Origin of the sequence: Marinobacter litoralis, assembly GCF_016427555.1 — a bacterium.
GTDB classification, from domain to species: Bacteria; Pseudomonadota; Gammaproteobacteria; order Pseudomonadales; family Oleiphilaceae; genus Marinobacter; species Marinobacter litoralis_A.
Window position 1 is genome coordinate 552270 of record NZ_JAELVS010000001.1, and the last position, 24050, is coordinate 576319.

The 24050-nt window shown below is 55.9% G+C and carries 23 protein-coding genes and 1 riboswitch; of the genes, 9 read left to right on the top strand and 14 right to left on the bottom strand.

Annotated features, from left to right (window positions below; all coding sequences use genetic code 11):
- Positions 1-85 precede the first annotated feature (85 nt).
- The 5 genes from JAO79_RS02475 to JAO79_RS02495 all read left to right on the top strand — a co-directional run bounded on the left by JAO79_RS02475 (position 86) and on the right by JAO79_RS02495 (position 7981).
- On the top strand, positions 86-1072 hold the full coding sequence (locus JAO79_RS02475) for a CobW family GTP-binding protein (RefSeq protein WP_199005572.1): 987 nt from the start codon (positions 86-88) through the stop codon (positions 1070-1072).
- Between the two features lie 189 nt (positions 1073-1261).
- Complete coding sequence (nhaB, locus tag JAO79_RS02480; RefSeq protein ID WP_199005573.1) at positions 1262-2767, top strand: sodium/proton antiporter NhaB; 1506 nt, start codon at positions 1262-1264, stop codon at positions 2765-2767.
- 160 nt (positions 2768-2927) lie between these two features.
- Entirely contained in the window at positions 2928-3674 is a 747-nt protein-coding gene (locus JAO79_RS02485) for a substrate-binding periplasmic protein (protein ID WP_199005574.1), read from the top strand.
- A 43-nt stretch (positions 3675-3717) separates the two neighbouring features.
- Positions 3718-3951, top strand: a riboswitch (cobalamin riboswitch).
- A gap of 174 nt (positions 3952-4125) precedes the next feature.
- Positions 4126-6894 (top strand): ribonucleoside-diphosphate reductase subunit alpha, encoded by a 2769-nt coding sequence (locus JAO79_RS02490; RefSeq protein ID WP_199005575.1) that lies wholly within the window; start codon positions 4126-4128, stop codon positions 6892-6894.
- A gap of 28 nt (positions 6895-6922) precedes the next feature.
- Positions 6923-7981, top strand: coding sequence for a ribonucleotide-diphosphate reductase subunit beta (locus JAO79_RS02495; RefSeq protein WP_199005576.1), 1059 nt, complete (start codon positions 6923-6925; stop codon positions 7979-7981).
- Positions 7982-8041: 60 nt separating this feature from the next.
- Here JAO79_RS02495 and JAO79_RS02500 read toward each other — a convergent pair whose 3' ends face one another.
- The 13 genes from JAO79_RS02500 to JAO79_RS02560 form a co-directional block, all read right to left on the bottom strand.
- Positions 8042-8995 (bottom strand): biotin-dependent carboxyltransferase family protein, encoded by a 954-nt coding sequence (locus tag JAO79_RS02500; protein WP_199005577.1) that lies wholly within the window; start codon positions 8993-8995, stop codon positions 8042-8044.
- A complete protein-coding gene (gene pxpB / locus JAO79_RS02505; RefSeq protein WP_199005578.1) occupies positions 8992-9720 on the bottom strand; it encodes a 5-oxoprolinase subunit PxpB in 729 nt (242 codons plus the stop codon). The genes JAO79_RS02500 and pxpB overlap by 4 nt, the downstream gene beginning before the upstream one ends.
- On the bottom strand, positions 9717-10472 hold the full coding sequence (locus tag JAO79_RS02510; RefSeq protein ID WP_199005579.1) for a 5-oxoprolinase subunit PxpA: 756 nt from the start codon (positions 10470-10472) through the stop codon (positions 9717-9719). Before JAO79_RS02510 ends, pxpB begins: the two co-directional genes overlap by 4 nt.
- Positions 10469-11269, bottom strand: coding sequence for a hypothetical protein (locus tag JAO79_RS02515; protein WP_199005580.1), 801 nt, complete (start codon positions 11267-11269; stop codon positions 10469-10471). Before JAO79_RS02515 ends, JAO79_RS02510 begins: the two co-directional genes overlap by 4 nt.
- On the bottom strand, positions 11263-12636 hold the full coding sequence (locus tag JAO79_RS02520; RefSeq protein WP_199005581.1) for an amidase: 1374 nt from the start codon (positions 12634-12636) through the stop codon (positions 11263-11265). Before JAO79_RS02520 ends, JAO79_RS02515 begins: the two co-directional genes overlap by 7 nt.
- Positions 12633-13310 carry a DUF2848 domain-containing protein gene (locus JAO79_RS02525; RefSeq protein ID WP_199005582.1) on the bottom strand — a complete coding sequence of 226 codons (678 nt, stop codon included), beginning with the start codon at positions 13308-13310 and terminating at the stop codon, positions 12633-12635. Before JAO79_RS02525 ends, JAO79_RS02520 begins: the two co-directional genes overlap by 4 nt.
- Before the next feature lie 35 nt (positions 13311-13345).
- On the bottom strand, positions 13346-14629 hold the full coding sequence (locus JAO79_RS02530; RefSeq protein WP_199005583.1) for a TRAP transporter large permease: 1284 nt from the start codon (positions 14627-14629) through the stop codon (positions 13346-13348).
- Positions 14629-15222, bottom strand: a complete 594-nt coding sequence (locus tag JAO79_RS02535) for a TRAP transporter small permease subunit (RefSeq protein ID WP_199005584.1) — start codon at positions 15220-15222, stop codon at positions 14629-14631. Before JAO79_RS02535 ends, JAO79_RS02530 begins: the two co-directional genes overlap by 1 nt.
- 63 nt (positions 15223-15285) lie before the next feature.
- Positions 15286-16350 carry a TRAP transporter substrate-binding protein gene (locus JAO79_RS02540; protein WP_106761160.1) on the bottom strand — a complete coding sequence of 355 codons (1065 nt, stop codon included), beginning with the start codon at positions 16348-16350 and terminating at the stop codon, positions 15286-15288.
- A 39-nt stretch (positions 16351-16389) separates the two neighbouring features.
- Positions 16390-17181 (bottom strand): putative hydro-lyase, encoded by a 792-nt coding sequence (locus tag JAO79_RS02545; protein ID WP_199005585.1) that lies wholly within the window; start codon positions 17179-17181, stop codon positions 16390-16392.
- Positions 17182-17287: 106 nt separating this feature from the next.
- Positions 17288-18181, bottom strand: a complete 894-nt coding sequence (locus JAO79_RS02550; RefSeq protein ID WP_199005586.1) for a LysR family transcriptional regulator — start codon at positions 18179-18181, stop codon at positions 17288-17290.
- A gap of 13 nt (positions 18182-18194) precedes the next feature.
- A complete protein-coding gene (locus JAO79_RS02555; protein ID WP_199005587.1) occupies positions 18195-18905 on the bottom strand; it encodes a DUF4377 domain-containing protein in 711 nt (236 codons plus the stop codon).
- A 155-nt stretch (positions 18906-19060) separates the two neighbouring features.
- The gene (locus JAO79_RS02560) at positions 19061-19663 is read right to left on the bottom strand and encodes a cysteine hydrolase family protein (protein WP_199005588.1); all 603 of its coding nucleotides are present in this window, start codon (positions 19661-19663) and stop codon (positions 19061-19063) included.
- Between the two features lie 220 nt (positions 19664-19883).
- On the opposite strand from JAO79_RS02560, the gene JAO79_RS02565 reads away from it, so the two are divergent.
- Positions 19884-20657, top strand: coding sequence for a CLCA_X family protein (locus JAO79_RS02565; protein ID WP_199005589.1), 774 nt, complete (start codon positions 19884-19886; stop codon positions 20655-20657).
- Between the two features lie 4 nt (positions 20658-20661).
- On the opposite strand, the gene JAO79_RS02570 is transcribed toward JAO79_RS02565, so the two are convergent.
- The gene (locus JAO79_RS02570; protein ID WP_199005590.1) at positions 20662-21621 is read right to left on the bottom strand and encodes an integron integrase; all 960 of its coding nucleotides are present in this window, start codon (positions 21619-21621) and stop codon (positions 20662-20664) included.
- 237 nt (positions 21622-21858) lie between these two features.
- Between JAO79_RS02570 and JAO79_RS02575 the strand changes: the two genes are divergently transcribed.
- From JAO79_RS02575 to JAO79_RS02585, 3 genes are all read left to right on the top strand, one after another.
- Complete coding sequence (locus tag JAO79_RS02575) at positions 21859-22263, top strand: hypothetical protein (protein WP_199005591.1); 405 nt, start codon at positions 21859-21861, stop codon at positions 22261-22263.
- A gap of 90 nt (positions 22264-22353) precedes the next feature.
- On the top strand, positions 22354-23133 hold the full coding sequence (locus JAO79_RS02580) for a hypothetical protein (RefSeq protein ID WP_199005592.1): 780 nt from the start codon (positions 22354-22356) through the stop codon (positions 23131-23133).
- A gap of 111 nt (positions 23134-23244) precedes the next feature.
- Positions 23245-23982 carry an abortive infection system antitoxin AbiGi family protein gene (locus tag JAO79_RS02585; protein ID WP_199005593.1) on the top strand — a complete coding sequence of 246 codons (738 nt, stop codon included), beginning with the start codon at positions 23245-23247 and terminating at the stop codon, positions 23980-23982.
- The last annotated feature ends 68 nt before the right edge of the window (positions 23983-24050 follow it).

Sequence of the window (24050 nt, forward strand, 5' to 3'; positions counted from 1 at the left end):
TATAACATATTTATTGTAAAGCTCAGTTGCAGCTGCCCCAATACTGACCCCCACATACATTGATTGACCAAAGAAGCACGATCCCATGACAGATAATCCGACACGCATTCCCACCCATTTGGTACTTGGCTTTCTCGGAGCGGGCAAAACCACCGCAATACTTAATCTGATGAAGCAAAAGCCAGCAGGCGAGCGCTGGGCGGTGTTGGTCAACGAGTTTGGTGAAGTGGGTATTGATGGCGCCATGCTGTCGAATCAGGGCGTGGCGGTGAAAGAGGTGCCCGGCGGCTGCATGTGCTGCGTGTCGGGGCTGCCCATGCAGATGGGCCTCAACAGCCTGATCAGTTTTTCACGCCCGGACCGGTTGTTTATCGAACCAACCGGACTGGGCCACCCGGCTCAGGCGATTGAAACGCTGACCGGTGAGTTCTACAGGGATGTTTTGCAGCTTTCCACGTCTGTTTGTCTGGTCGATCCGCGTCGTCTTGAAGACGAACGAGTGCTCGCCAGCCGGCAGTTCCATGATCAGGTCGCCGTGGCGGAGCTGTTGGTGGCGAGCAAAGCCGATCTGTGCACCGATGAGCAGTTAGCCCGGTTTGACGCTTGGGCAGGCGACTGGCAACCGGCAAAGCGGCGCATCGGACAAATCCGTGGTGGGCAGCTCCCGTTTGAATGGCTGACAGGAGATTCAGACCGGCTTTCGCCACAGTTCCCGGAAGCTCACCACCATCACCACGGCAAAACTCTGGCTGAAAAACCTTCCTTGGCGGACGAGCCCTGGCAGTCGTATTGCAACACGGGCGATGGCTACACCAGCATGGGCTGGCGCATTCACAAGGACACTGTGTTTGACTCGATCGCTCTGCAAAGTCTGGCCAGTAACGAAGACTTCGAGCGCTTAAAAGGGGTGGTGCACACAACCGATGGCTGGTGGATGTTGAATGCCGTGCAAGGCTCCATGACGCTGCTGGAAACGGAGCCTGCTGAGGAATCACGGCTGGAGATCATTAGCCCGATCCTGCAACCCGATGACCTGGATCATCAGCTTCGATCAGCTTGCTTTATTTCTTAGGCGAATGACTTTAAGGTACGGCTTCCTGATTTACTGGAGCGTCGTTGGCCCTGACCTTATAGCGACTCCAAGTCCTCTGCATGGCGCCCATGCAGAGGCGTTTTAGCCAGCACCAAGCCGACTAATATCAAGGAAAGTATGGGCGCAACCCCGTAACCTACAACCGCCCACTTTCAGAAGAATTCAGCAATGCCCAACTCCATCGTGTCTGGCTTTAAAAGTAATTTCCTCGGCAACGCCCCCGTCTGGTACAAACAAGTCATCCTGTTGTTTTTGATCGCCAATCCCATCGTGATGTACGTGTTCGGGCCGGGTGTAGCGGGCTGGTTGCTGATAGGTGAGTTTATTTTCACCTTGGCAATGGCGCTCAAGTGTTATCCATTATTGCCGGGCGGGTTGCTGGCGGTGGAAGCCTTGCTGATAGGCCTGACCACCGCCGATGCGGTTTACAACGAAGTGCTCACCAACTTCCCGGTGATTCTGCTGCTGATGTTCATGGTGGCGGGCATCTATTTCATGAAGGAGCTATTGCTGGTTACCTTCACCCAAATACTGGTGGGTGTGCGCTCCAAATCGGCACTCTCGTTGCTCTTTTGTATTGCCGCTGCGATCTTGTCCGCGTTTCTTGACGCACTTACCGTTACGGCAGTGATCATCAGCGTGGCCGTCGGGTTCTACTCGGTGTATCACAAGGTTGCCTCCGGTAAGGGCTATCAGCAAAAAGATCACAACGCCAACAGTGACGATGACGTGGTTGAACTGCACCGGGAAGATCTCGAAAACTTCCGTGCCTTTTTGCGTAGCCTGCTGATGCACGGGGCCATCGGGACCGCGCTCGGGGGTGTCGCCACCATGGTCGGGGAGCCGCAAAATCTGCTGATCGCCAAGGTGGTGGGCTGGGATTTTGCGGGCTTCTTCTTGCACATGGCGCCGGTGAGCTTGCCGGTTCTGGTGGCCGGGCTGTGCACCTGTTGGGCGTTGGAGAAATTGCGTTGGTTTGGCTACGGCGGCCGTTTGCCAAAACCCGTGCGCCGCGTGCTGGAAGAGTTTGCTGAAAACGAGCGCACCAGCCGTACCGCCTCCGATAAAGCCGCATTGTGGGTTCAGGCCGCTGCCGCCGTGGTGCTGGTGTTGGGGCTTGCGCTGCACCTCGCCGAGGTAGGGCTGATTGGCTTGCTGGTGATCATTCTGATTACCTCGTTCACCGGCGTAGTTGATGAGCACAAAATTGGTAAAGCGTTCCAGGAATCGTTGCCTTTTACGTCCTTGTTGGTGGTGTTCTTTGCCGTGGTGGCGGTGATCCACGAACAACATTTGTTCAAACCGATTATTGACTACGTTCTGAGCCTGCCGGAAGGCCAGCAGCCGGGCATGTTTTTTATTGCCAACGGCATCTTGTCGATGATCAGTGACAACGTATTTGTCGCGACGGTCTACATCAGTGAAGTAAAGCAGGCGCTGGATAGTGGCAGCATCAGCTTCGAGCACTTCCAGACCTTGGCCGTAGCCATCAACACCGGCACCAACCTGCCCAGTGTGGCCACACCCAATGGCCAGGCGGCGTTCCTGTTTCTGTTGACCTCGGCGATCGCGCCTCTGGTGCGCTTGTCCTACGGCAAGATGGTCATTATGGCCTTCCCTTACACATTGGTGATGGGGGGTGTCGGGTTGTATATGGTGACTCACGCTTTCTGAACCAGTCTGAGCATTGCGTTGCACAGACAATCCTGTGATCTGTTACCCTTCTCTATCGTCTAAGAGATTTCAGAGGGTTGTTATGCGCTTTAGCTTTCTCATACCCGAGACTTTGCACCGCTTACTTTTGTTGTTGAGCGGGCTTTGTCTTTCAGGGGTTATGAGTACTGCGCAAGCAGAGAAAATACAGCACGCCGAGCCCGCCACTCGCACCCTGCGGGTAGCCTACATGGAGTTCCCGCCGGTTACCTACCAGAATGCGCAGGGTGAGCCGGAAGGCGCGATGCTGGATGTCACGCACGAGGTAGCCCACGAGGCCGGCTATGAGCTGGAATTTCTGTACCTTCCCGTCAGTCGCGCATACCTCTATCTGAAAAAGGGCAGCATCGATTTCGCATTGGGTTTGACCAACGTGCCGGCACTGAAGGAAGCCGTGATCGACAGCGAAATCAATCTGGTGTCCGTTGTACTGAGTGCCTGGTACCGTGAAGACCAAGCGCCGGTCACGCGCATCGACGACTTTCGCGATCAGGTGGTGATACTGATCAACGGGTTCACCTATGGCGGCCTTCGGGCGTGGCTGGAGCAGCAGGATGACATCCGGATTACCAATGCCCCGAGCCACCGCTCGGCAATAGACATGCTCCAGCGTGGCCGAGGGGATTACCTGCTGGATTACCGTGATCCGGTGCGGGAAGAATTAACGGTTTTTTCGGATGCGATACTCCGGGAAACCGAAATCAGAACCCGAACCGGGGCGTGGCTGTTTTCGGCCGCCATACCCGAAGCGAAAACCCTAAAAGCCGAGTTTGAAGCGGCCTATCACCGATTGGCGGAACGCGGTGAGCTACCGCCGGCCGACACCGGCGAGAAATCCATCCTGCTACCGGGCTTTCCGGCCCTTTGAGGGGCAAGCCGGCCCGGATCTTGTTTCTCTATGAGTTCGTGTATATAGTTGTGGTGTCTCTGGCTAGCTACCAGATGTTGTGTTTTGAGCGAATTTCAAACACATCGTTCAAAAGGTAGCCGGGAATCCGGTGAGAATCCGGAACTGACGCGCAGCGGTATTGGGGAACGAGCGTGGCATAACGACACTGGCAAGCGCCGGGAAGTCGCCACACAAGGCCGAACCACAAGGTTCACGCCCCTGAGTCCGAAGACCTGCCAGAGACGTGTTGTTTTCTATCGCCACACAGAAAACAGCTCGACTGCACCTTCGCGACTCAGGCGCCTGCATATTGGCACCCTAAGGTGAGCAGCAACGAACATGGCACAGCGACAGCCCGCATGGGTTGATGCTTTGTTCGTCCTGCGTACGCGAAGGTTTTATAACTCACGCGTATTCAGGAGATAACGGTATGTCTGCGACAGCTCTGGCCGAGCCCCGGCCCGCCTCACCATCCGACACAGAAGCCCTTCAGGTTATCAAGCGCAACGGCAATCTGGTCAGTTTTACCCCGTCTAAAATCAGCGTAGCCGTTACCAAAGCCTTTCTGGCCGTTGAAGGCGACCAAGCCGCTGGCTCTGCCCGTATTAACGACGCCGTACACCGCGTAACTGAACAGGTTGTTCAAGCCATTAGCCGCCGTTTGAAAGCCGGTGGCCGGGTACACATCGAAGACATCCAGGACCAGGTAGAACTGGCCCTGATGCGCGCCGAAGAACAAAAAGTGGCCCGTGCCTACGTACTCTACCGTGAAGAACACGCCCGTGAGCGCGCCCAGCACGAGCCGGTGGAAGCGCATCCGCATCTCACCGTAAAACAAGCCAACGGCCGCACCGTACCCCTGGACTTGGGCCTGATGAAACGCCAGGTTGAACAGGCCTCGCAGGGGCTGGAAGGCATTGAAGGCGATTCGCTGGTGGAAGAGGCCATTCGCAACCTCTACAACGGCATCGACGAAGCCGAAGTGCTGAGCGCCCTGATTATGACCGCCCGTGGCCGTATCGAGCGCGAGCCCGACTACAGCGCCGTGACCGCCCGCCTGCTGCTGGAGCAACTGCGCCTTGAAAGCGTGACCGCTCTGAATCTTGATACCAGCCGCACCCTTGCCGAGATTTATCCACAGGCCCTGAGCGCCTTTATTCACGCCGGCATCCGTTACGAGTTACTGGACGAAGCCATGGCGGCGTTTGATTTGGAAAAGCTGGGGGCCGCCATCCAACCCGAGCGTGACCACCAGTTTGGTTTCCTCGGCCTGCAAACCCTGTACGACCGTTATTTCCTGCACTGGAAAGGCGACCGCCTGGAATTGCCACAGGTATTCTTCATGCGTGTGGCCATGGGGCTGGCGCTGCGTGAAGACGACCCCAACAGCCGCGCCATCGAGTTCTACAACCTGTTGTCGTCGTTCGACTACATGGCTTCCACGCCCACGCTGTTTAACAGCGGCACCCGCCACTCCCAGCTGTCGTCTTGCTACCTCACCACCGTGGGCGACGATCTGGAAGACATCTACGGCGCCATTCGCGACAACGCCATGCTCTCGAAATGGGCGGGTGGCCTGGGCAACGACTGGACCCCCGTGCGCGCACTGGGCTCCCGTATCAAAGGCACCAACGGCCAGAGCCAGGGCGTAGTGCCGTTCCTGAAAGTGGTGAACGACACTGCCGTTGCCGTAAACCAGGGCGGCAAGCGCAAAGGCGCCGTATGTGCCTATCTTGAAAGCTGGCACCTGGACATCGAAGAGTTCCTGGAACTGCGCAAAAACACCGGTGACGAACGCCGCCGCACCCACGACATGAACACCGCCAACTGGGTACCGGACTTGCTGATCGAACGCATGCGCCAAGACCGCGACTGGACCCTGTTCAGCCCGAGCGACGTACCCGATCTGCACGACCTGTACGGCAACGAATTCCGCGAGCGTTACGAGCACTATGAAGCCCTCGCTGCGGAAGGCAAAATCGAGCTGTTCAAAACCATCCCGGCCAAACAGTTGTGGCGCAAAATGCTGACCGTGCTGTTTGAAACCGGCCACCCGTGGATCACCTTCAAAGACCCCTGCAACCTGCGCTCGCCGCAGCAGCACAAGGGCGTTGTTCACAGCTCCAACCTGTGTACCGAAATCACCCTGAACACCAGTGCTGATGAAATCGCCGTGTGCAACCTGGGCTCGGTGAACCTGGCGGCCCACATCCACAATGGCGAGCTGGATGTACAGCGCCTGGAGCGCACCGTAAACACCGCCGTGCGCATGCTCGACAACGTGATCGACATCAACTTCTACGCCGTGCCGCAAGCGCGTAACTCCAACCTGAAGCATCGCCCGGTGGGCCTTGGCCTGATGGGCTTCCAGGATGCGCTCTACGCACTGGGCCTGCCGTACACCAGCCCGCAAGCGGTGGAATTTGCCGACATGGCTATGGAGCAGTTGAGCTACTTCGCCATTCGCGCATCCGCCCAGCTGGCGGCCGAGCGCGGCGCGTATGAAAGCTACGAAGGGTCCCTGTGGAGCCAGGGCATACTGCCCATCGATTCCATCGAGCTGCTGAAAAAGGCCCGCCGGGAAGGCGATATCAGCGTGAACACCGACAGCCGGCTGGACTGGGCACCGGTGCGCGAACTCATCGCCAAGCACGGCATGCGCAACAGCAACGTGATGGCCATTGCGCCGACTGCCACCATTTCCAACATCGTGGGTGTGTCGCAATCCATCGAGCCGGCGTACCAGAACCTGTTCGTGAAATCGAACCTCTCCGGCGAATTCACCGTGGTGAACCCGTCACTGGTGCGCGACCTCAAAGCCGAAGGCTTGTGGGACAACGTGATGGTGAACGACCTCAAATACTACGACGGCAGCGTGCAGCAAATTGACCGCATACCCACCGAACTGAAATCCCGCTACGCCACCGCGTTTGAAATTGACGCCCGCTGGTTGGTGGAAGCCGCCTCTCGCCGCCAGAAATGGCTGGATCAGGCCCAGAGTTTGAACCTGTACATGGCCGAACCCAGCGGTAAAAAACTGGACGAGCTGTACCAGTTGGCGTGGGAACGTGGCCTGAAAACCACTTACTACCTGCGCTCCTTGGGTGCCACCGGCGTGAACGAACAAGCCGCCCCGGTTGCCGCGCCACAGCCGCAAGTGTGCAGCATCGACGAACCCGACTGCGAAGCCTGTCAGTAACCACTTACTTATCCGGAGAGGCACAACCATGCTGAATTGGGACGACGAAACCAAACCACAAAGCCAGCCCGCTGCGCACAGCAGCGTGGCCCCGGTGAACGTAGACGACAAGCGCGTGATCAACGGCGAAACCGACGTAAACCAGTTGGCGCCGTTCAAGTACCCGTGGGCCTGGGAGTTCTTCATGAACGCCAACAAAAACCACTGGACCCCGCTGGACGTGAACATGGCGCAAGACGTTCACGACTACCACCACCGCCTGAACCCGGCGGAAAAGCACGTGTTCGAAAACGTGGTGGCCTACCTGACCACCTCCGACATACTGGCCATGCGCAACATCGGCCTGGCGGTGATGGAAAAAATGACCGCGCCCGAGCTGCAAATCTACCAAGCGCGCCAGGTGTACGAAGAAGCTTTGCACACCTGGACCTACCAGCACTGCATTGAAACCCTGAACCTGGACCAAAGCGAAATCTACAACCGCTACCGGGTGGTGCCGCAGATCAACGCCAAAATCCAGATGGCCAACCGCCGGCTGGACGCCGCCATGCGCCCAGACATCAACCTGCGCAACAAGGACGACCTGCAGGAATTCATCATGTCGTACCTGTTCTTTGCGGCGGTGTTTGAAGGCTGCTGGTTCTACAACGGCTTCAGCCCCATATTCGCCCTGCAGCGCAGAGGTCTGATGCGCGGCACCGGCGAACAACTCCAATACATCCTGCGGGACGAAGCCATGCACTTCTCATTTGGCTTGAAAGTGGTCAACCAGATTCTGGAAGAAGAGAAAATCACCCTGGACCCGAAAGCCGTGCGCGAGATGTGGGACGAATCCGAAGCGGCGGAAATGGCCTACGCCAACTACGTGCTGCGGGACCCCATCCTGGGCTACTCGGCCGAATACCACAGCGAGCAGTTCCGATTTGTGGCCAACCGCCGGGCCCGCACCGTGGGCCTGGAAGAACCCTTCCCCGGGGCGAAAAACGTATCACCCTGGCTGGACGAGCAGGCTACCCTACGCAAAGAGAAAAACTTCTTTGAAACCCGGGTGATCGAATATCAGACCGGGGCGCAGCTGGAGTGGTGAGTGTTTGCGAATATAAGGTAAGGCGCCTTGAGGCATACCGGGAGTCAGGCTGCTTCCGGTTCAGGAAGCAAAGCTTGCCAGAAACGCCCGGTATTCCCGCAGCACAGATTCACTGCTGCGGGCGACCAGCCTGACTTCCTGCCCGGGCAGGCACTGGGCCAGCCGGGAGACAGACAGCGGCGAAAGCGCACCCAGTCTCGGATAGCCTCCGATGGTCTGACGGTCGTTGAGTAATACGATCGGCTGGCCATCGGGTGGCACCTGGACTCCGCCAAGGTTGATGCCCTCTGAAATCAGCGATCGGATTCGGCACTGTAATTTGGGGCCGGTGAGGCGCACACCCATGCGGTCTGCCCGGTCATCCACCCGCCACCAGGTGTTGAAAGCGTCAAACAGGCTGCGACCGGTGAATTCGGCAATCTGCGCACCTGGCAGAAGGTCGAGCTGCGGCGGCTCCCGGAAATCTGGGCGGGCGTGCGGCGGGGCCTGGGTGATGCCCGTTGCTGCGGTGATACCCGGTTTGAACGTGCTTAACCTGTCGTCATCCGCCAGCTTGCGGCCGTAGCCATCAAAGCCGCCCAGTTGCTCCCGGGCGACACAGGCTACGCTGCCCATCGCTGGCGGAGCCGCAAAGCCACCGCGTACAGACAGATACGTCCGCAGCCCGCTTACCGGGGTGCCAAACGTCAGTTTCTGGCCTTCGGACCAGCGTACCCGTTGCCAAAGCGGAACCGGATGGCCCTCCAGCGTGGCGCCAAGATCGGCTCCGGTGATGGCAATATCAAGATCGCGTTCCGCCACCAGTTGCAGTCCGCCAAAGGTGATTTCAAGGCTTGCCGAGCCCCAGGGATTACCGGCCAGCCGGTTGGCCCAGGCCCATGAGTACAGATCCGCCGGACCGCCTTGAGTGACCCCCAGGTGCCGGACACCAAAGCGGCCGCGATCCTGAAGCAGCGCAAGCGGCCCGGCCCGGAGCACCCGGATCGCGATGTCGCTCTGGGGCAGGGTGGTCATTGGCATGCCTCCATGGGGGTAATGTCGCCTCCGCTACGTTCAAACGCCTCTCGAGAGGCCGGAACAAAGCGTACCTGGTCGCCCACATTCAGCAGGCTGAAACCTTCTCTTTTTCGGTCGAACAGGCGGGCACTGGTGCGACCCAGAAGGTTCCAGCCGCCTGGGGTGGCGGTGGGGTATGCGGCGGTCTGGCGCGCGGCAATGGCCACGCTGCCCACCGGGACTTTCTTACGGGGCGTGTCGAGCCTCGGGCATTCCAGCTCTGGGGCCGTCAGGCCCATGAAGGCAAAGCCTGGCGCAAAGCCCAGGGCAAAGACGCGGTAGGTTTTCTGGCTGTGGCACGCGATGACCTCAGCCACCGACAGTCCCGTATGTTCCGCGACCCGCTCAAGGTCTGGCCCAACGCTGGCATGGTAGAACGTTGGCAGTTCATGTATCTGGCTGGTGCCGGAGCTGCCCTCCGGTGTCAGGTCCGTGAGCAGGCTGGTGATCTTCTGTTGCGCTTCCAACGGACTCAGTTGCACGGGATCGAAAACCACCAGCAAGGTGGTGTAGGACGGCACTAGGTCCACCACCGCCGTTCCGAACGCCGATTCGCAGCGCTGCAGCAAGGCGGTGATCCAGGGCAGGTTGGTTTCCTCAATGCTATCGAACAGTCTTACCATCCAGCCGTCCAGGCCCGCAGATTCCAGCCGGGGCAGGGTTGTGACGGAGCCTGTGTTCATGTCTGGCTTCCAAGCGCCTGAATGGCTTCCCGAATGGACTGGATGGCAGCAATGGATTCGTTGTTGTCACCATGCACGCACAAGGTGTCGGCTTGCAAAACGATCTTGCTGCCGTCGCTGGCGGTGAGTGGTTCACCTTTAGCGATCGTAATGGCCTGTGCCAGGATTTCCTTCGGGTCTTCATGAACGGCACCGGGCTGCCGCCTGGACACCAGATGCCCGTGCTGATCATAAGCGCGATCCGCAAAGGCCTCAAACCAGAGGTTTATGCCATATCGGTCGGCAATTTCCTGTGCCATCGACGTGTCACAGGCTGCCATAGTCATCAGGGGCAGAGAGGCATCGAAATCTTTGACCGCCCTGACCACGGCTTCAAACAAAGCCGGATCCCGGATCATATCGTTGTACAGTGCGCCGTGGGGTTTCACGTAATGTAGCCACAGACCTTCAGCCCGACAAAGCCCGGACAGCGCCCCGATCTGGTACAGCACAAGGTCTTCCACTTCAGCAGGTGAGCAAGCAATAGAGCGTCGGCCAAAACCCACCAGATCCGGATAGGATGGGTGAGCGCCGACCTTCACCTGATGGGCTTTGGCCAGGCGCAGGGTACGCCGGATAACGTGAGGGTCGGATGCGTGAAAGCCGCAGGCTACGTTGGCAAGATCCACGTGGGGCATGACATGCTCATCCATTCCCATGACCCAGGGGCCGAAGCTTTCACCCATATCGGCATTGATCAAAAGCGTACTCATATAGCCTCTCCTGTTTTAACCATGCGGTAACGCCACTGGCTTAAGACAAAAATTCCCAGGCTCACTGCCATCGAGGCAGCCAATGCCACGGCAAAAGTGGCCATAGGAGGCAAAGTGTCTACCACCAGTGCCAGCGCCAGTGCAAAGGCTACGAGGCTGAGCATGCCTTTCTGGGCCATGCTTACCGTTGCTCTTGCCACTTCCGGACCGTAGCGCTCGTAGAGTGTCCAGCCAATCGTGAACAAACCCACAGGAAACCCCACCAATATACCGGAAAGGAACGGGCCGGTTCTCGCCGCCAGGGTTGTTGCAATACTTACCAGAATGCCAGCCAGCAGGCCCCGTAATAGCAGATCGAACCAGCCTGATCGAGCAATTACGACGGTGTGCCTTAGTTGCAGCCTGTGGCGTATGAACTCAGCCGTCAAAAGCACCAAGCCGTACGCCAGAAGGGCTCCCCATACGCCTCCGGGTAGCAATGAAGATAGAAGCGAAGCGGGTATCCAGCTGCCCGTTGCCAGTGCCAGGCTGGTGAATACGCCCAAACGCCCGGCGGACAGCACGAAGCTGATAGCGAAGATAAGCGTTGCGATCAGTGCGTGCAGAGTCGACAGTGCGGCGGCTTGCAGGAACTCGGTTGAGCGCTCCTGAAGCATAAAGAAGTAGCCGGGGCCAAGAATAATCGGCGTGCCTGCCAGAATGCCGCCAAGCCGGGGGCCCATCTTGCCAACCGCCACCGACACCCCAATCACCACTGCGGCGGTTGCCACCAGTTTGACAATCAGAACGCTCAGCATAGGGTTGAGAGTATCCTCTCAAGGCCTGCTGCCGTGTTGAGCAATTGCCGATCCGTTCCATTTCGGCCAACCAGCATTAGCCCGGATGGCAGCGCGCCCTGCGGGTGATTCGGAATTGTAATGGCACATAAATCCAGCAGGTTGGCGACGGTCGGGTTGCGCAACACCAGCAGGTTCAGCTGGCCATAGCTTTCATCATCAACGAGTTCCTCAAAACGTGGCGGGGCAATTGGCACGGTGGGCGCCAACAGTCCGTCGTAGGCTGACAACCACTGGTCGGCCTGTTGTTTGCGATTCTTTCGGCGGTGCAGCAGCTCGATGTAATCGGAGGCGGTGAGAGAGGCACCGCGCTCGATGCGGGTACGGACTCTTGGGTCATAGCGATCTCCGCAAGCTGCCAGCCAGTCCCGGTGCAGATGGTAGCTCTCGGCAGCGGTAAAACCGCCGCCCTCCAATAGCTCTGGCAGGGCATCCAGTACCGGAACCGCGACCTCATCAATTATTGCGCCCGCGCCGCGAAGAGCCTTCAGGCTACGGCCGAAAGCGTCAGAAATTTCGGCTGAAACATCGTCGAGCATGTAGTTGGTAGGGACGGCAAAACGCAGGCCAGCCAGTGAACGAGGCTTTAAAGGTGTCGCCGGTTGCCCTGCCAGAACAGCATCAATGCGTGCACAGCAGTCTACGGTTCGGGCCATAGGGCCGATAGAGTCGAGGCTATCGGACAGCGGGAAGGAGCCCGTGCGTGGAATGCGGCTTTGCGACGGTTTAAAACCGACCAGGCCGCAGAACGCTGACGGAATACGAACTGAGCCGCCGGTATCGGAGCCGATAGCCGCTGCGGCCATGTATCGGGCCACGGCGACGGCGGCGCCCGAAGATGAGCCGCCGGGAATCCGGCCGGGAGCGACAGGGTTATCCGGTGTGCCGTAATGGGGGTTTATGCCAAGCCCGGAATAGGCGAATTCGGTCATGTTGGTGTGCCCGGTAATCACGGCCCCGGCACGGCGCAAGCGAGATACGATCAGCGCATCGGCTTTGGCTGGAGTGTCCCACCATTGGCTACCGGCGTGGGTAACTTCTCCGGCCACGTCGAACAGAACCTTCAATGCGATCGGTAAGCCAGCCAGCTCACCAGTGGGTACACCGGCGCCTCGCAAGCCGTCTATAGCCCGGGCTTCGGCTTTTGCCTGGCCATCGAACCGGCGGGTATAAACCTGCCGATCCGGGTGATCATCTTTATCGATGTTGGCCTGGCAGATATCCAGTAGCTCACCGGCTTGCCAGTGGCCAGAGGCCAGGCCAGTCAGTAGGTCTGCCAGAGATTCCGCTGGCAACGGCTTGAGCGCTGTAGTTTCGAGTTGTGTCATTTTATCACCGACAGGGTCTCAACGTTGTAAGCATGCTCCAGAGAGCGGCCTCTGACCGGATCCGTTAACACCATCCGAAATGTTTCTGCCGGGCGAACACCTCCGATCACGGGTAGTGTGCCGCAAAGCATGGCTTGTCCGGGAGCCAGTTCGGTTGTTTCCAGGCCAAATCGACGCAGGAGATCCTCCGGATGCAGTAGCCCGGTAACACCGCCTTGCTGGTAGGGTACTTCCTTGCCATCAATGGTGGCGAAAGAGGCCATTTGTAGCTTATCCCAATGGTCAATTACATCCGCCAGCCACCAGATCTGACGCCCTACGGGTTTGGCACACACCTGTTTGGAATGGGCGACCGACCAGGCTTCGGCTTCCCGATCCGTGTGATCCGAGCCCAGGCCAACAACCGTGCCCTGTTCGGTTCCGATCAGCAGAACCTCGATTTCACCACTGGTTTCGTTGCCCAGAAATTGAACCTGATTGGCGGTGGTCACCAGTCCTGCTGATGCCCGATAAAACAGAGGTGTGCTTGACGGGGGTGCAACTCCGAGGGCCTTGAGCTCTTCAATGTGTTCATCAATGCCAGCCTGCTCGCGCCCCGCCCAACCAGCAATAATCAGCTCTTTTATTTCAACGTTCAGGGTTTCGCCAGTCTCTGCAAATTGAAATTCTGTCATCACGTATCTCCTGTTGTTATGCGTTGGTTAAGGGGTTAGTTGAGCAGTTCCGGCAGGAAAAGCGCGATTGAAGGAAAGAGGACAAGGGCTATAGCCATTAGCAACATCATGGCGACGTAAGGCAATGCGCCAACCATGACATCGTTGAACGAGCCACCCTGACGAACCCCCTGCACCACATAGAGGTTGAGCCCGACCGGAGGTGTAATCAGCGCCATTTCGATCAGCAGAATCAGCAAAATGCCAAACCACACCGGGTCAAAACCCATACTGATAATGATTGGAGCCACAATCGGAATGGTTATAACCATCAGTGACAGGGTTTCGATGAAGAAGCCAAGAATGATGTACATGGCGATGATCATCAGCAGGGTGGAGTAGGGGCCAAGGCCGGCAGACTCAAGAAACGAGGTAAGCTCCCGGGTGATACCTGCAGAGGCCAGAACAAAGTTCAGGAAATAGGATGCCATGATAATCAGCATGATCATGCCCGTGGTGCGCATGGTGCCCTCGAGAGCTTCCATGACAACGGATTTGCTGAGCTTGCCCATTGCTGCCGCGATCACCATGGCGCCGATAACCCCCAGCGATGCAGCTTCTGTTGGGGTTGCCCAGCCAGCATAAATAGAGCCGACAACAATACCGAACAGGAGCAGTACCGGAACCAGATGCCACAAACCTGAGAAACGCTCAGCCCACGAGTGGTGCGTGCTCGGCCCACCCAGTGAAGGACGCCATAAACAGATCAGAGCGGTTCCGACAACAAACAGCAGTGCCAGCAACAACCCGGGAATCATCCCAGCGGCAAATAACTGTGGAATAGAGGTTTCGGTCAGAAAACCGTAGACGATCAGGTTGATCGACGGTGGGATCATAATGCCGAGAGTACCGCCTGCGGCAATGGAGCCCGTGAACAGGCGCTGGTCGTACTTCAGGTCTTTGCCTTGCGGGATGGCAACTGTGCCAATGGTGGCAGCCGTCGCCACGCTGGATCCGGATGTTGCGGAGAACAGGGTTGCCGTGGCTACGTTGGCATGCAACAGGCCGCCGGGTAACCAGGAAAACCAGCTCTCCAATGCCCGATAGGTTCCTTTGGCGATGCCGGTGCGCACCAGAATTTCGCCCAATAGTATGAACAGGGGAATGGCGATCAGGAGAAAGCTGTTGGAAGCTGTCCAGAGGACGTCTCCCATGGCATTAACCAGGGGAAACGGCGAGAAGAACTCGTCCAGAAACAGCCCCAGCACAATCAGTGTAGCGGCCACCGGAACACTCAGCAGCAGAAGAACAAGCAGAACGGTCAGAGTTAGCACAATCATCAGTTGGTTTCCTTGTTCTCTTCGCGGATCTGTTCATCCAGTGTCGGGCTGCCAGCCAGGCGCTGTACGTCATTCATCTGGCCGCTGAGCAGGCCGAGCAGTACTCGCAGAGACATCAGCACGACAGCGACGGAGAACCACACCAGACCTAGCAACCACAGTGCCTGGGGAATCCATACGGGTGTGCCCAAAGGCGTATTTGCGCGGGCTCCGCCCGTATAGGAGTGCTCTGCCACATCGAATGCGGCACCCACAACCAGAACGCAGAACAAGGCCAGAGACAACAGGGCGATGAGATCAAGCACACCGCGTGCGCTGACGGGCAATTTCACATACAAAGCATCAATGCGGATGTGAGCTTTGCGCATCAGGGTGTAGGCAAACGCCCAGCTTGTGCTGATAGCCATCACGTATCCGGTGATTTCAGTCGCGTGCAAATTTGAGCGGCCGATCAGCTGACGGGACAAAATTTCTATGGTCACCAGAGCGACTGTCAGGAGAATCAGAACGCCACCGGCCCGGGCCAGCCAGAGCGAGCCGGACTGGACGCCCTGAAGAATCCGGTCGAGCCCGGAAGTTATCTGTTCCAACATAGGGTTCTCCAGAACGGGTTGCCGCGCACAACCCGTTCTTCAGTTATTGCAGGATGATGAAATTTACTTTGAGGCTTTCAGGCCTGTGACACTGCCGATGGTTTCATTCCAGCGATCAACCCAGCGCTGATCAACCCGGTCGGCCCAGTTTGGCAGCAGCTTTTCTTCCAGGTGGCGGGAAACTGCTTTGAAATCGCTCTCCGTTGCCTGAACCAGTACCATATTGCCCGGCTCACCACGGGAGCATTCTCCTTCACCGGTCAGGCAGGCAATCCCTTCTTTGGTTTCGTCAACTGCTGTGGCCCATACTTTTGCTTCGTAGTTCTCTTTCAGTTCTTTGAGCAACCACTCCTGGGTATCTGCCGATAGTGACTGCCACTTTTTACCGTTCATGGCGGTTACAACGTGATCCCACCCGCCAACTGGAAGCGGGTACAGGTGAGTGGCTACTTCGTACCATCCGGAGCTGTAGCCGGAAAGTGAACCGGTGACCGCACAATCAATAACGCCACGCTGAAGTGCTCCGGGCACTTCGCTGTAATTCAGTGTGATACCTTCGGCCCCCAGAGCTTCCAGGAACTCCGCAGTTGTTCGGCCACTGGCACGTACTTTCTTGCCTGCGAGATCCGAGAGACTGCTGATTTCGGCATTGCAGAACACAACCTGAGAAGGGTACGGCGCCACTGCAAGCACCTTGGCGCCATCGAAACGCTCGCTGAAGGCTTCGTCCAGAACCGGCCAGTAGGCTTCGGCAACCTTGCGGGCAGTTTCAACATCCGGTGCCATCATGGGCATATCAAGCCCTTCCAGCTCAGGTGCATCCTGAACCGCGTAGTCGGCAACCGTTGAGGTAACCTCAATGACATTGCGAGCCATCAGACGGTAGACCTCACCGCCACCCAACCCCATCTGGTCGAACGTTGTTACATTGGTAGAGATATTGCCGCCGGATGCCTCAGGAATATGATTGCTCCAGAACGGGTTCTCGAAGTTTTTATACAGCGACAGGCTGCTCCAGCTGCCAACGTATGAAAAGCTGGTGTTATCAATGTCCTGAGCGGTGGCATGGCCTGCCATCAGAAGGGTAAGTGCAGTGGCTGCGGCGCAAACCTGATTCTTGTTCATCATGTCATTTCCTCTTCTCTTCTCTTTGTTGTTCACCAGGTACTAAAGCAAGGTAACTTGGCTTTCGGGAATGTCTGTTACCAGCATGTGGCCCGGGCTATGAGTAATCGCAAAAGGCACGCCTGCATCCATCAATACTTGCTGAGGGGTCACGCCACATGCCCAGAAAACGGGTGTCTCATTACTATAGATGGACACGGGATCACCGTAATCCGGTTTCATCAGATCACGAATACCAATCAGAGCCGGATCGCCAAAATGCACGGGGGCACCGTGGGCCAGAGGGAAGCGTGTGGTGATCTGAATGGCACGGATTGCCTGCGCTGCCGGGAAGGGGCGCATGGATACCACCATATGACCGGAAAACCCTCCGGCAGCTTGAAGTGGGATCGAGGTTTTGAACATAGGGACGTTGCGGCTTTCGTCTATATGGCGAACAGCCACACCGTTTTGCATCAGTGCATGTTCAAAGCTGAAAGAACAGCCCAGGGCGAAGGTTACAAGATCGTCGCGCCAAAGATCAGAGACATCCCCTGCTGTGCCGGAGAGTTCACCGTGACGGTAGACGTGATAGGCCGGAACATCCCGTGCAATATCCAGATCGTTGCCCAGCAATTCGCAGGTTCGCTGCCCCGGCTCACTAACGGCAATCAGTGGACAGGGTTTTGGATTCGCCTGGCAGAAACGCAGGAAACCATTGGCCTGTGCCTCGGGAAGCACTACCAGATTTACCTGAACAAAACCGTTTGCCAGGCCAGCGGTGGGGCCGGTCAGGCTGCCATCTCGTGCCCTTTGTCGAACCGCTCTGGCCTCGGAGGGATTAACGCTGATCATTTTTTCGCCTTGTAATGGTTTCTACTTAAATTAAGGCAAAAGCAATGATTAATTCCAATTGATATTTAGAATACAGACTGATCGAAAAATGTGATCAGTTGTATGGCTAACGTGATTCCCGGGATTCTGATGACACCAGATTCAGCGCTAGATCGGCGATTGCACGAACAATGTAGCCGCCAGGTGCTGTGGTATAAGCGACGTTGAACACAAGATCAGGTACATTTGCCTCTACCTGCAGTTCTCGAAGTTTTCCGGACTCAAGCTCGCTGGTAACAATCTCACTGGGTAGCGCACTGACACCAACACCATCGACCGTCATTCGAATGATGGTTGAGAGTGAGGAGCTTGAGTGGATCTGGATCGAGCGACTCACAGGATTGATCAGCGAGCGAATGTAAATGTGTGGTTCGCTCATTCGTGGGTAGGTGATGATAGGCACCTGGGCCAGAGCAGAGACGCTCAGAGGTTTTTCGTGCAGCAACAGCTTTTCACTGGCCACCCAGGTGAGGGAATAGCTGCAGAATGGTTTGGTGACAAAGTCCTCATGCCGTACCTCACCGATCAGAAACGCAATGTCGATTTCTCGCCGGATGAGTTTTTCGGCAAGACTAACGGAAATATCCACATCGAGTTCGAGATTGATGGCGGGATAGGTTTCATTGATCCTTTCGATCAGCCTGGGCAGCCAAGTATAGGCAATGGTTTCTGCAACGCCTAATCGTATGGTGCCATGGATGGAGTCCGGGTCGGCGACTTTCTCCAGAAGTTCCTGATGAAGTTCAAGAATTTTTTCGGCGTAAACCAGCAGCTCCCGGCCTTTGGTTGTCAGCACTGCACTGCGCCCGGATCGGTCAAACAGTTTAACGCCGAGCTCGTCCTCCAGGCCGGAAATACGTGCAGATATGGTCGGCTGGGAGGCGTACAGCTTTTCACCGGTGGCCCGAAAACTACCCAGCTTGGCTATCCAATAGAAGGTTTCAAGGGATCTGATATTCATAATTTTCCGGAGCCTAATCCGTTTTCTGGAACGACAGCAGAGTCTTGCCACTGGCATTTTTCAGGTGCAGTTTCAGGCCCTCAAGCACATACCCCTCAACCTTGCCCAGCCGCTGCCGGAACCGGTCTGCAGTGGCCATATCGGTGCAGGCCATCATGGTGGCCGCGATCGGGCCGAGCGACAGCGTGTCTGGGGTGACGGCGTGCAGGTTGCCAAAGACGTTATTGCAGCCATCGGTGCCGGTGAAACGCATTTCCGTGAGGTTGAATTCCAGGCGCGGCCGCTGGCGCTCGCTGGTTAGTGCAAGCGGTTCGCCCTCAATGGCTTCGAGCACCCAGATATCGTGCAGCCGCAACCGGCTGTCGGCTTGTTTGTCCAGAACTTCAACCAGTTCGTAGGCAATGGATGACTTATCCGCAGGCACCTGATGTGCGGGCAGCTGCGTTTCCTTCACCCTCAGCTTGTAGATATAGCCCGGTACGTACTCAAAGCCGTGAATGGGCGCGTAGAACAGCTGCCAGTTACCGGCAGACAGCTCCTCGCCCTTCTGCACCTGCAGACATTGCATGGGGCCGACGCCCACGCACCTGGCATTCAGGCTGTTCACCCAGTAGGTGCTGGTGGTGGAATTTGCGCCGGTATTATCCGCCGAGGAAGGGCTGAATGCTGAACAACCAACCAGCAGTGATGCTCCCAGAGCAATGGCAATAGAACCTCGAAGCATGCAGTTACCTCTCATCATCAATCCTGGGTCATGGCCGGGCTGGCCTTATCGCAGCTTTAATGAGGGTAGCACTAAGTTGATGAACGTATGATAGGAAGATAACGAATTGACGGATACCCCACCATCCTGTAGACGATGAGGTATCTCGATGGTGTTCAGTCTGGTACGTCAGCTACCGACGGCACCACGGCCGAGGGCAGATCCGACAGCGCAGCCAACGCGGCTTCCTGCACCTGCTCTGAGGGCACGGCTTTGCCAGACGCCCGGGACGGCAAGGAACGGGTAGCGGTGGCTGCGGCAACCACCGTGGGGTTGTAGCCCAGCGAGAAGGCGCCCCGAGCGGTGGAGTTCACGCACATATGGGACATAAAGCCCGCCAGAATCAGATTCTGCACGCCCGCGGCTTTCAGTTGGTCATTCAGGTTTGTCTGGGTGAAGGAATTCGGGAAATTTTTGGTGATCACCGGCTCGCCATCCATCGGGGCAACCACATCGGCGATCTGTCCAATCGGTGCCGTGAGGTCGTAGGGTGAACCGGCACCGGCATCGTGCTGAATGTGGAATACCGGCCGACCCGCCGCCCGGAAGCGCTCCAGCAGTGCCTTGCACTCCTGCAGTGCGGGCTCCACGCCGTCCAGTTTCATAATACCTTCGCGGTAGGTGTTCTGGGCATCGATAATCACCAGCGCGGAATCGCTGATCGGGCTGGCCTGATTCCCCAGGCCAACAATGTCCCGTAGGGTTGTCAGATCACTCATGATGTTTCCTTATGGTTGGCAACGGCAAAAAACTTCTGTGTGACGGCGCAGTTGCAATGGCTCACCGGTTATAAAAACCGACCGACACTGGCAAGTTACCCGGCCCCTGCCAGCAAGTGAATCAACATAAGGGAGGATTGCCCCGCGCCTTGGGAGCCAGTACCAAAGTGCCGTGTTGCCTGCAGTGGCATCCGGGCTACGGCCTCCTTATCATAGCTCCATGCAAAAAGACTTTTATCGGCGCGGCCCGGACCACAGAGCCGGGGCCCGCGTCGGGTTTTTGGACGTGCGCCGCCGTTTCCAGTTCCGCAGTGTGGAAATCGGCCGCTGGGTAACCGAGCCGGAAAAGCAGCGCAGTGCGGGCCTTTTCTACGACGCCCTGTGCGACCTGATGATCATTCTCGGTGGCACCGAAAGCCTGATCTCGCTGCGTGGCACCCTGGCCCTGCAATATGGTATCGGCGGCCGCCCGGGGGTGTCTGCCCACTATACCCCCGCAACCCGCAGTTTCGCCCTGGCCAAAAATGCGGGCCCCGGTAGCATAGCCCATGAATGGTTTCATGCATTCGACCACTACATCAGCAACAAGCTGTTCACCCGTGTACCCGGGGGCCAGTTTGCGTCCCGCCAATGGCTGCACCGGCAAGACGCCATCCCGCACCCGCTGAACCAGCGGCTTGAAGCCTGCTTCAAAGCCATCCTGCTGGACGAGCAGGGCAACCACCCCAGTACCCTGTTCAGGGTGTCGGCAAAAGCCGACAAGGCCGCTGGCGTGCATTATTACAGCCAACCCGAAGAACTCTGCGCCAGAGCCTTTGAAGCCTTCGTTCAGGATGCGGCGGTAAAAAATGCCTTTCTGGTGAAAGGCACCAAAGAAAGCGAAGACGCGAAACTGGGCCTTTATCCACAGGGGGAACAGCGGGAGCGGGTGAATCAGGCATTTTTTGCCTACTTCCAGATGCTAGGGCGTGCGCTGCAAAAGGCAGAAAGCTGACATGCTATCCGAGCGGACTGCGAACCCCGGCAAAGCCCTGACCAAGAACGTGCGTATAGATCTGGGTCGTTCGCAGATCCGAGTGGCCGAGCAGATCCTGAACGGTGCGAATATCGGTTCCGCGTTTCAATAGCTCGGTTGCAAACGTGTGCCTGAACGTATGACAACCCGCCTGCTTGCCAATGCCAGTTTGTTTGACGGCATTGCGTACGGCCTTTTGAACAGAGGTAATATGCCTATGGTGACGAACCACGTTGCCAAGATTATCAGTGCTAATCGATGGTGACGGAAAAAGCCATTGCCATTCCAGAGTCCGACCTGCATTCGGGTATTTTCGGGCGAGTGCGAACGGAAGGCTGACAGGATGAAGAAACGCTTTGTCCTGCTCCCGCCAGGCTTTTCGAATGGTATCGATATGACATTGCAGCGGAGCCAGCAAAGGGGCGGGTAACAGGGTTGTTCGGTCTTTGGCGCCTTTGCCGTCTCGAACTGTGACGACCTGTTGTTGAAAATCGAGATCTTTAATACGTAACCGGCAGGCCTCCGTAATTCGCAGGCCTGCACCGTATAGCAGGGAAGCAATCAGGCGATCTGTTTCCCCCAGCCGATTTATGATGGCCATGGCTTCATCATGGGTGAGAACTACCGGCAATTTACGTGGTTTTTTCGACCGGATAACCTCGCCGATATCGCCCATTGGTTTGTCCAGTACTTTGTCATACAGGAATACCAGCGCATTCAGTGCCTGGGCCTGAGTTGCCGCTGCCACATTGCGACGAACGGCAAGCCAGGTGAGAAACTCATTCACTTCTGGCGCACCCATTTCGTGCGGGTGTTTCATGTTTTGAAAACGAATAAAAAACCGAATCCAGTACCAGTAGGATTTTTCTGTACGAATACTGTAGCGATTCACTCTGATAACGGCACGGACTTGATCTCTTAGCCGAGGTTCGTTTTTCTGCATAGCGGTGGCTCCTTGCCATTGCTGTGTTTTTATACAGTATTATTGGTGGCGTAAATCACAGATGTCAAACGATTACATGGAAACAGAGTGCGAGGTGAGATAACCTGTTGTTTTAAATATTAATGGCCGATTCGCCCAATTGAGTAGAAAGCGGAATATCGAAGCAGTCAGATTTCTGCAATCGCGAAGCGGCCTGTCTAGTTGCTGTTAGGCAAGTACTAAACCTTAGGAATCTTAATGGAAAACCGTGTTCCATTGCCGACGGATAACATTTACAAGTTCTATGCGTTGTTCGGCCTTCTGCTGATTATTTTCTCAATCGGTGCAATGCTTTACGTGAACCAGTCAACCAACGATTTGGCTTTCGAGGTGGCGGTGGAATACGAAACGTTAAAAGCTGACCCGATGCGCTCCGTGGCAGATGAGGCTCGATTTACGGTACTGGAAAGGAAGCTCGAAATTGCAGGGCTTAATAAGAAAACCTTCATGATATGTCTTTCGGTGATCATCGCTGCCGGAAGCTTCATGGTCTGGTATGGATTTAAGAAATGGCACACCGAAGTCCAGCCTGTGCAAGATGAAATTGCAAGACTGAACCTCGTGAAGCTACGACGAGAACTTGGGGAAGACTGTGATGCCTAACCATCGCAGGCACGGCGACGGCTTTTCCATTGCGGCTTCGCCTTCATTCCAAAGCCGCGCATGCTGCGGGCGTTAGGCAAGGAGAGTAATTTGTTCTTTCGTGCTCTGAACAAGGCCTTGGAGAAGCCGGCCCCTGAGCGGATAACGCTCAGCTCGCCGGGGGCAATGGATAACGACTTCTACTCGGTCAAACTGGAGGATACTGAGTCAAACACACGCATATTGATCCGGAAACGTAAAAAGGCCGGATACGAGGCGTTGGTTTGGAAAGGTGAGCAGTCCGGGAGGGAGAAAACCCTTTCAGAAGACGATATTGACCCAGCAAAATTTGATCTGAGAATAGAGCACTATTACCAAGGGTACCAGTTCGACTATACCGACCCCGGTAAATTTCTACTGATGGATCTTGCCCGTTGGCACAAAATTGTTAAGTTACGAGACCGGGTAAGCCAGTCCTTATACAACAAAAAGCGCCTGGTTCGCGAAGAAAGAATGGAACTTCTTCGTCATCTCGTAGAACGTAAAATCGATAACCCACGAGATGAGATATATCCGCTTATGCTGGCAGTGCAGAAATATTCGCGTAAGTGGCTTTATCATCCAGATAAGGATAAGCACAAAGCCCACCTTGAACTTGTCCTTGATTCATTTGTGGATTCCGGAGAGTTGACTAAGAAAGGTACGAACTATGTCGTGACCGGTAAAGCTCTGGTTACCCTCTCGGAATTCGAACTGAACGTTCAGCGCCACCAAGATCAGATAAAAACGGCCAAGGTAGGTAATCGATTAACCTGGGCAATCGTCTTTGTGGGTATAGCAGGGATCTTGTCTCAAGCGTGGATGTGGGCTATCGAACAAGGGGTAATCTGATGCCTAACCAGTGCAGGCACGGCGACGCCCACTACATTGCGCCTTCGGCTCCATTCCGTGGGCGCGCATGCTGCAAGCGTTAGCACGCATAAGCTGAAATTGGAGACAAGATTGAACCCTAAATCACACACTCTTTTTCACTTCACAAAAAGTAGCGAAACGCTGAAGCTAGTTTTAAAAAATGGATTCTGGCCGAGATATTGTTTAGAGGATGTAAGTTGGCTGGGGTTAAAGAAATATGACTTTATTGCTTATCCAATGGTTTGCTTTTGCGATATACCGCTTTCTCGCGTAGATGAACATGTGAAATTTTATGGTGAGTTTGGGTTGGGGCTAACTAACGAGTGGGCGTTGAGTAATGGCCTGAATCCTGTGCATTATGTTTCACAGAACAACAGAATTCCGTCTGTATATAAAGAGCTTACTCGTATTGTTGGGCTGGGAGAGGAAGACAGCAGCGAAAAGGGCCGCGAACTAATTCGACATCTGTTGGCCCATACCAAGCCGGTTGAGGGCAACATGGTTGTTGCATCAGAGCTCTTAGAAAAAGAGTTCCACCAGGAATCTGAATGGCGATACATTGCTAACCATAAAGACGTATTGGATCACCTGTCTCGATCAAGTTTCGAGAGTGAAGATAAGCTTGAAGAAAACAATAATAAAACAAAGCAAAATTGTATGCTTAAATTTTCTCCAAATGATGTAAAGTATATTTTTGTTAAAAAGGACTCAGATATACCAGATATAATTAATTTTATTCAGGCCGAGCTTGATGATTTCCCTTCATCTGAGGTTAAGGTTCTCTTGTCAAGGGTCACGTCACTTGAGAGCATTAGGCGTGATATGTAGTGCTAACCAGTGCAGGCACGGCGACGCCCATTACATTGCGCCTTCGGCTCCATTCCATGGGCGCGCAT

Excerpts from the sequence above, each read along its gene's own strand:
- JAO79_RS02475 (WP_199005572.1), top strand. The coding sequence starts at position 86 with ATGACAGATAATCCGACACGCATTCCCACCCATTTGGTACTTGGCTTT.
- nhaB (WP_199005573.1), top strand. The coding sequence starts at position 1,262 with ATGCCCAACTCCATCGTGTCTGGCTTTAAAAGTAATTTCCTCGGCAAC.
- JAO79_RS02485 (WP_199005574.1), top strand. The coding sequence starts at position 2,928 with ATGAGTACTGCGCAAGCAGAGAAAATACAGCACGCCGAGCCCGCCACT.
- JAO79_RS02490 (WP_199005575.1), top strand. The coding sequence starts at position 4,126 with ATGTCTGCGACAGCTCTGGCCGAGCCCCGGCCCGCCTCACCATCCGAC.
- JAO79_RS02495 (WP_199005576.1), top strand. The coding sequence starts at position 6,923 with ATGCTGAATTGGGACGACGAAACCAAACCACAAAGCCAGCCCGCTGCG.
- JAO79_RS02500 (WP_199005577.1), bottom strand. The coding sequence starts at position 8,995 with ATGACCACCCTGCCCCAGAGCGACATCGCGATCCGGGTGCTCCGGGCC.
- pxpB (WP_199005578.1), bottom strand. The coding sequence starts at position 9,720 with ATGAACACAGGCTCCGTCACAACCCTGCCCCGGCTGGAATCTGCGGGC.
- JAO79_RS02510 (WP_199005579.1), bottom strand. The coding sequence starts at position 10,472 with ATGAGTACGCTTTTGATCAATGCCGATATGGGTGAAAGCTTCGGCCCC.
- JAO79_RS02515 (WP_199005580.1), bottom strand. The coding sequence starts at position 11,269 with ATGCTGAGCGTTCTGATTGTCAAACTGGTGGCAACCGCCGCAGTGGTG.
- JAO79_RS02520 (WP_199005581.1), bottom strand. The coding sequence starts at position 12,636 with ATGACACAACTCGAAACTACAGCGCTCAAGCCGTTGCCAGCGGAATCT.
- JAO79_RS02525 (WP_199005582.1), bottom strand. The coding sequence starts at position 13,310 with ATGACAGAATTTCAATTTGCAGAGACTGGCGAAACCCTGAACGTTGAA.
- JAO79_RS02530 (WP_199005583.1), bottom strand. The coding sequence starts at position 14,629 with ATGATTGTGCTAACTCTGACCGTTCTGCTTGTTCTTCTGCTGCTGAGT.
- JAO79_RS02535 (WP_199005584.1), bottom strand. The coding sequence starts at position 15,222 with ATGTTGGAACAGATAACTTCCGGGCTCGACCGGATTCTTCAGGGCGTC.
- JAO79_RS02540 (WP_106761160.1), bottom strand. The coding sequence starts at position 16,350 with ATGATGAACAAGAATCAGGTTTGCGCCGCAGCCACTGCACTTACCCTT.
- JAO79_RS02545 (WP_199005585.1), bottom strand. The coding sequence starts at position 17,181 with ATGATCAGCGTTAATCCCTCCGAGGCCAGAGCGGTTCGACAAAGGGCA.
- JAO79_RS02550 (WP_199005586.1), bottom strand. The coding sequence starts at position 18,181 with ATGAATATCAGATCCCTTGAAACCTTCTATTGGATAGCCAAGCTGGGT.
- JAO79_RS02555 (WP_199005587.1), bottom strand. The coding sequence starts at position 18,905 with ATGCTTCGAGGTTCTATTGCCATTGCTCTGGGAGCATCACTGCTGGTT.
- JAO79_RS02560 (WP_199005588.1), bottom strand. The coding sequence starts at position 19,663 with ATGAGTGATCTGACAACCCTACGGGACATTGTTGGCCTGGGGAATCAG.
- JAO79_RS02565 (WP_199005589.1), top strand. The coding sequence starts at position 19,884 with ATGCAAAAAGACTTTTATCGGCGCGGCCCGGACCACAGAGCCGGGGCC.
- JAO79_RS02570 (WP_199005590.1), bottom strand. The coding sequence starts at position 21,621 with ATGCAGAAAAACGAACCTCGGCTAAGAGATCAAGTCCGTGCCGTTATC.
- JAO79_RS02575 (WP_199005591.1), top strand. The coding sequence starts at position 21,859 with ATGGAAAACCGTGTTCCATTGCCGACGGATAACATTTACAAGTTCTAT.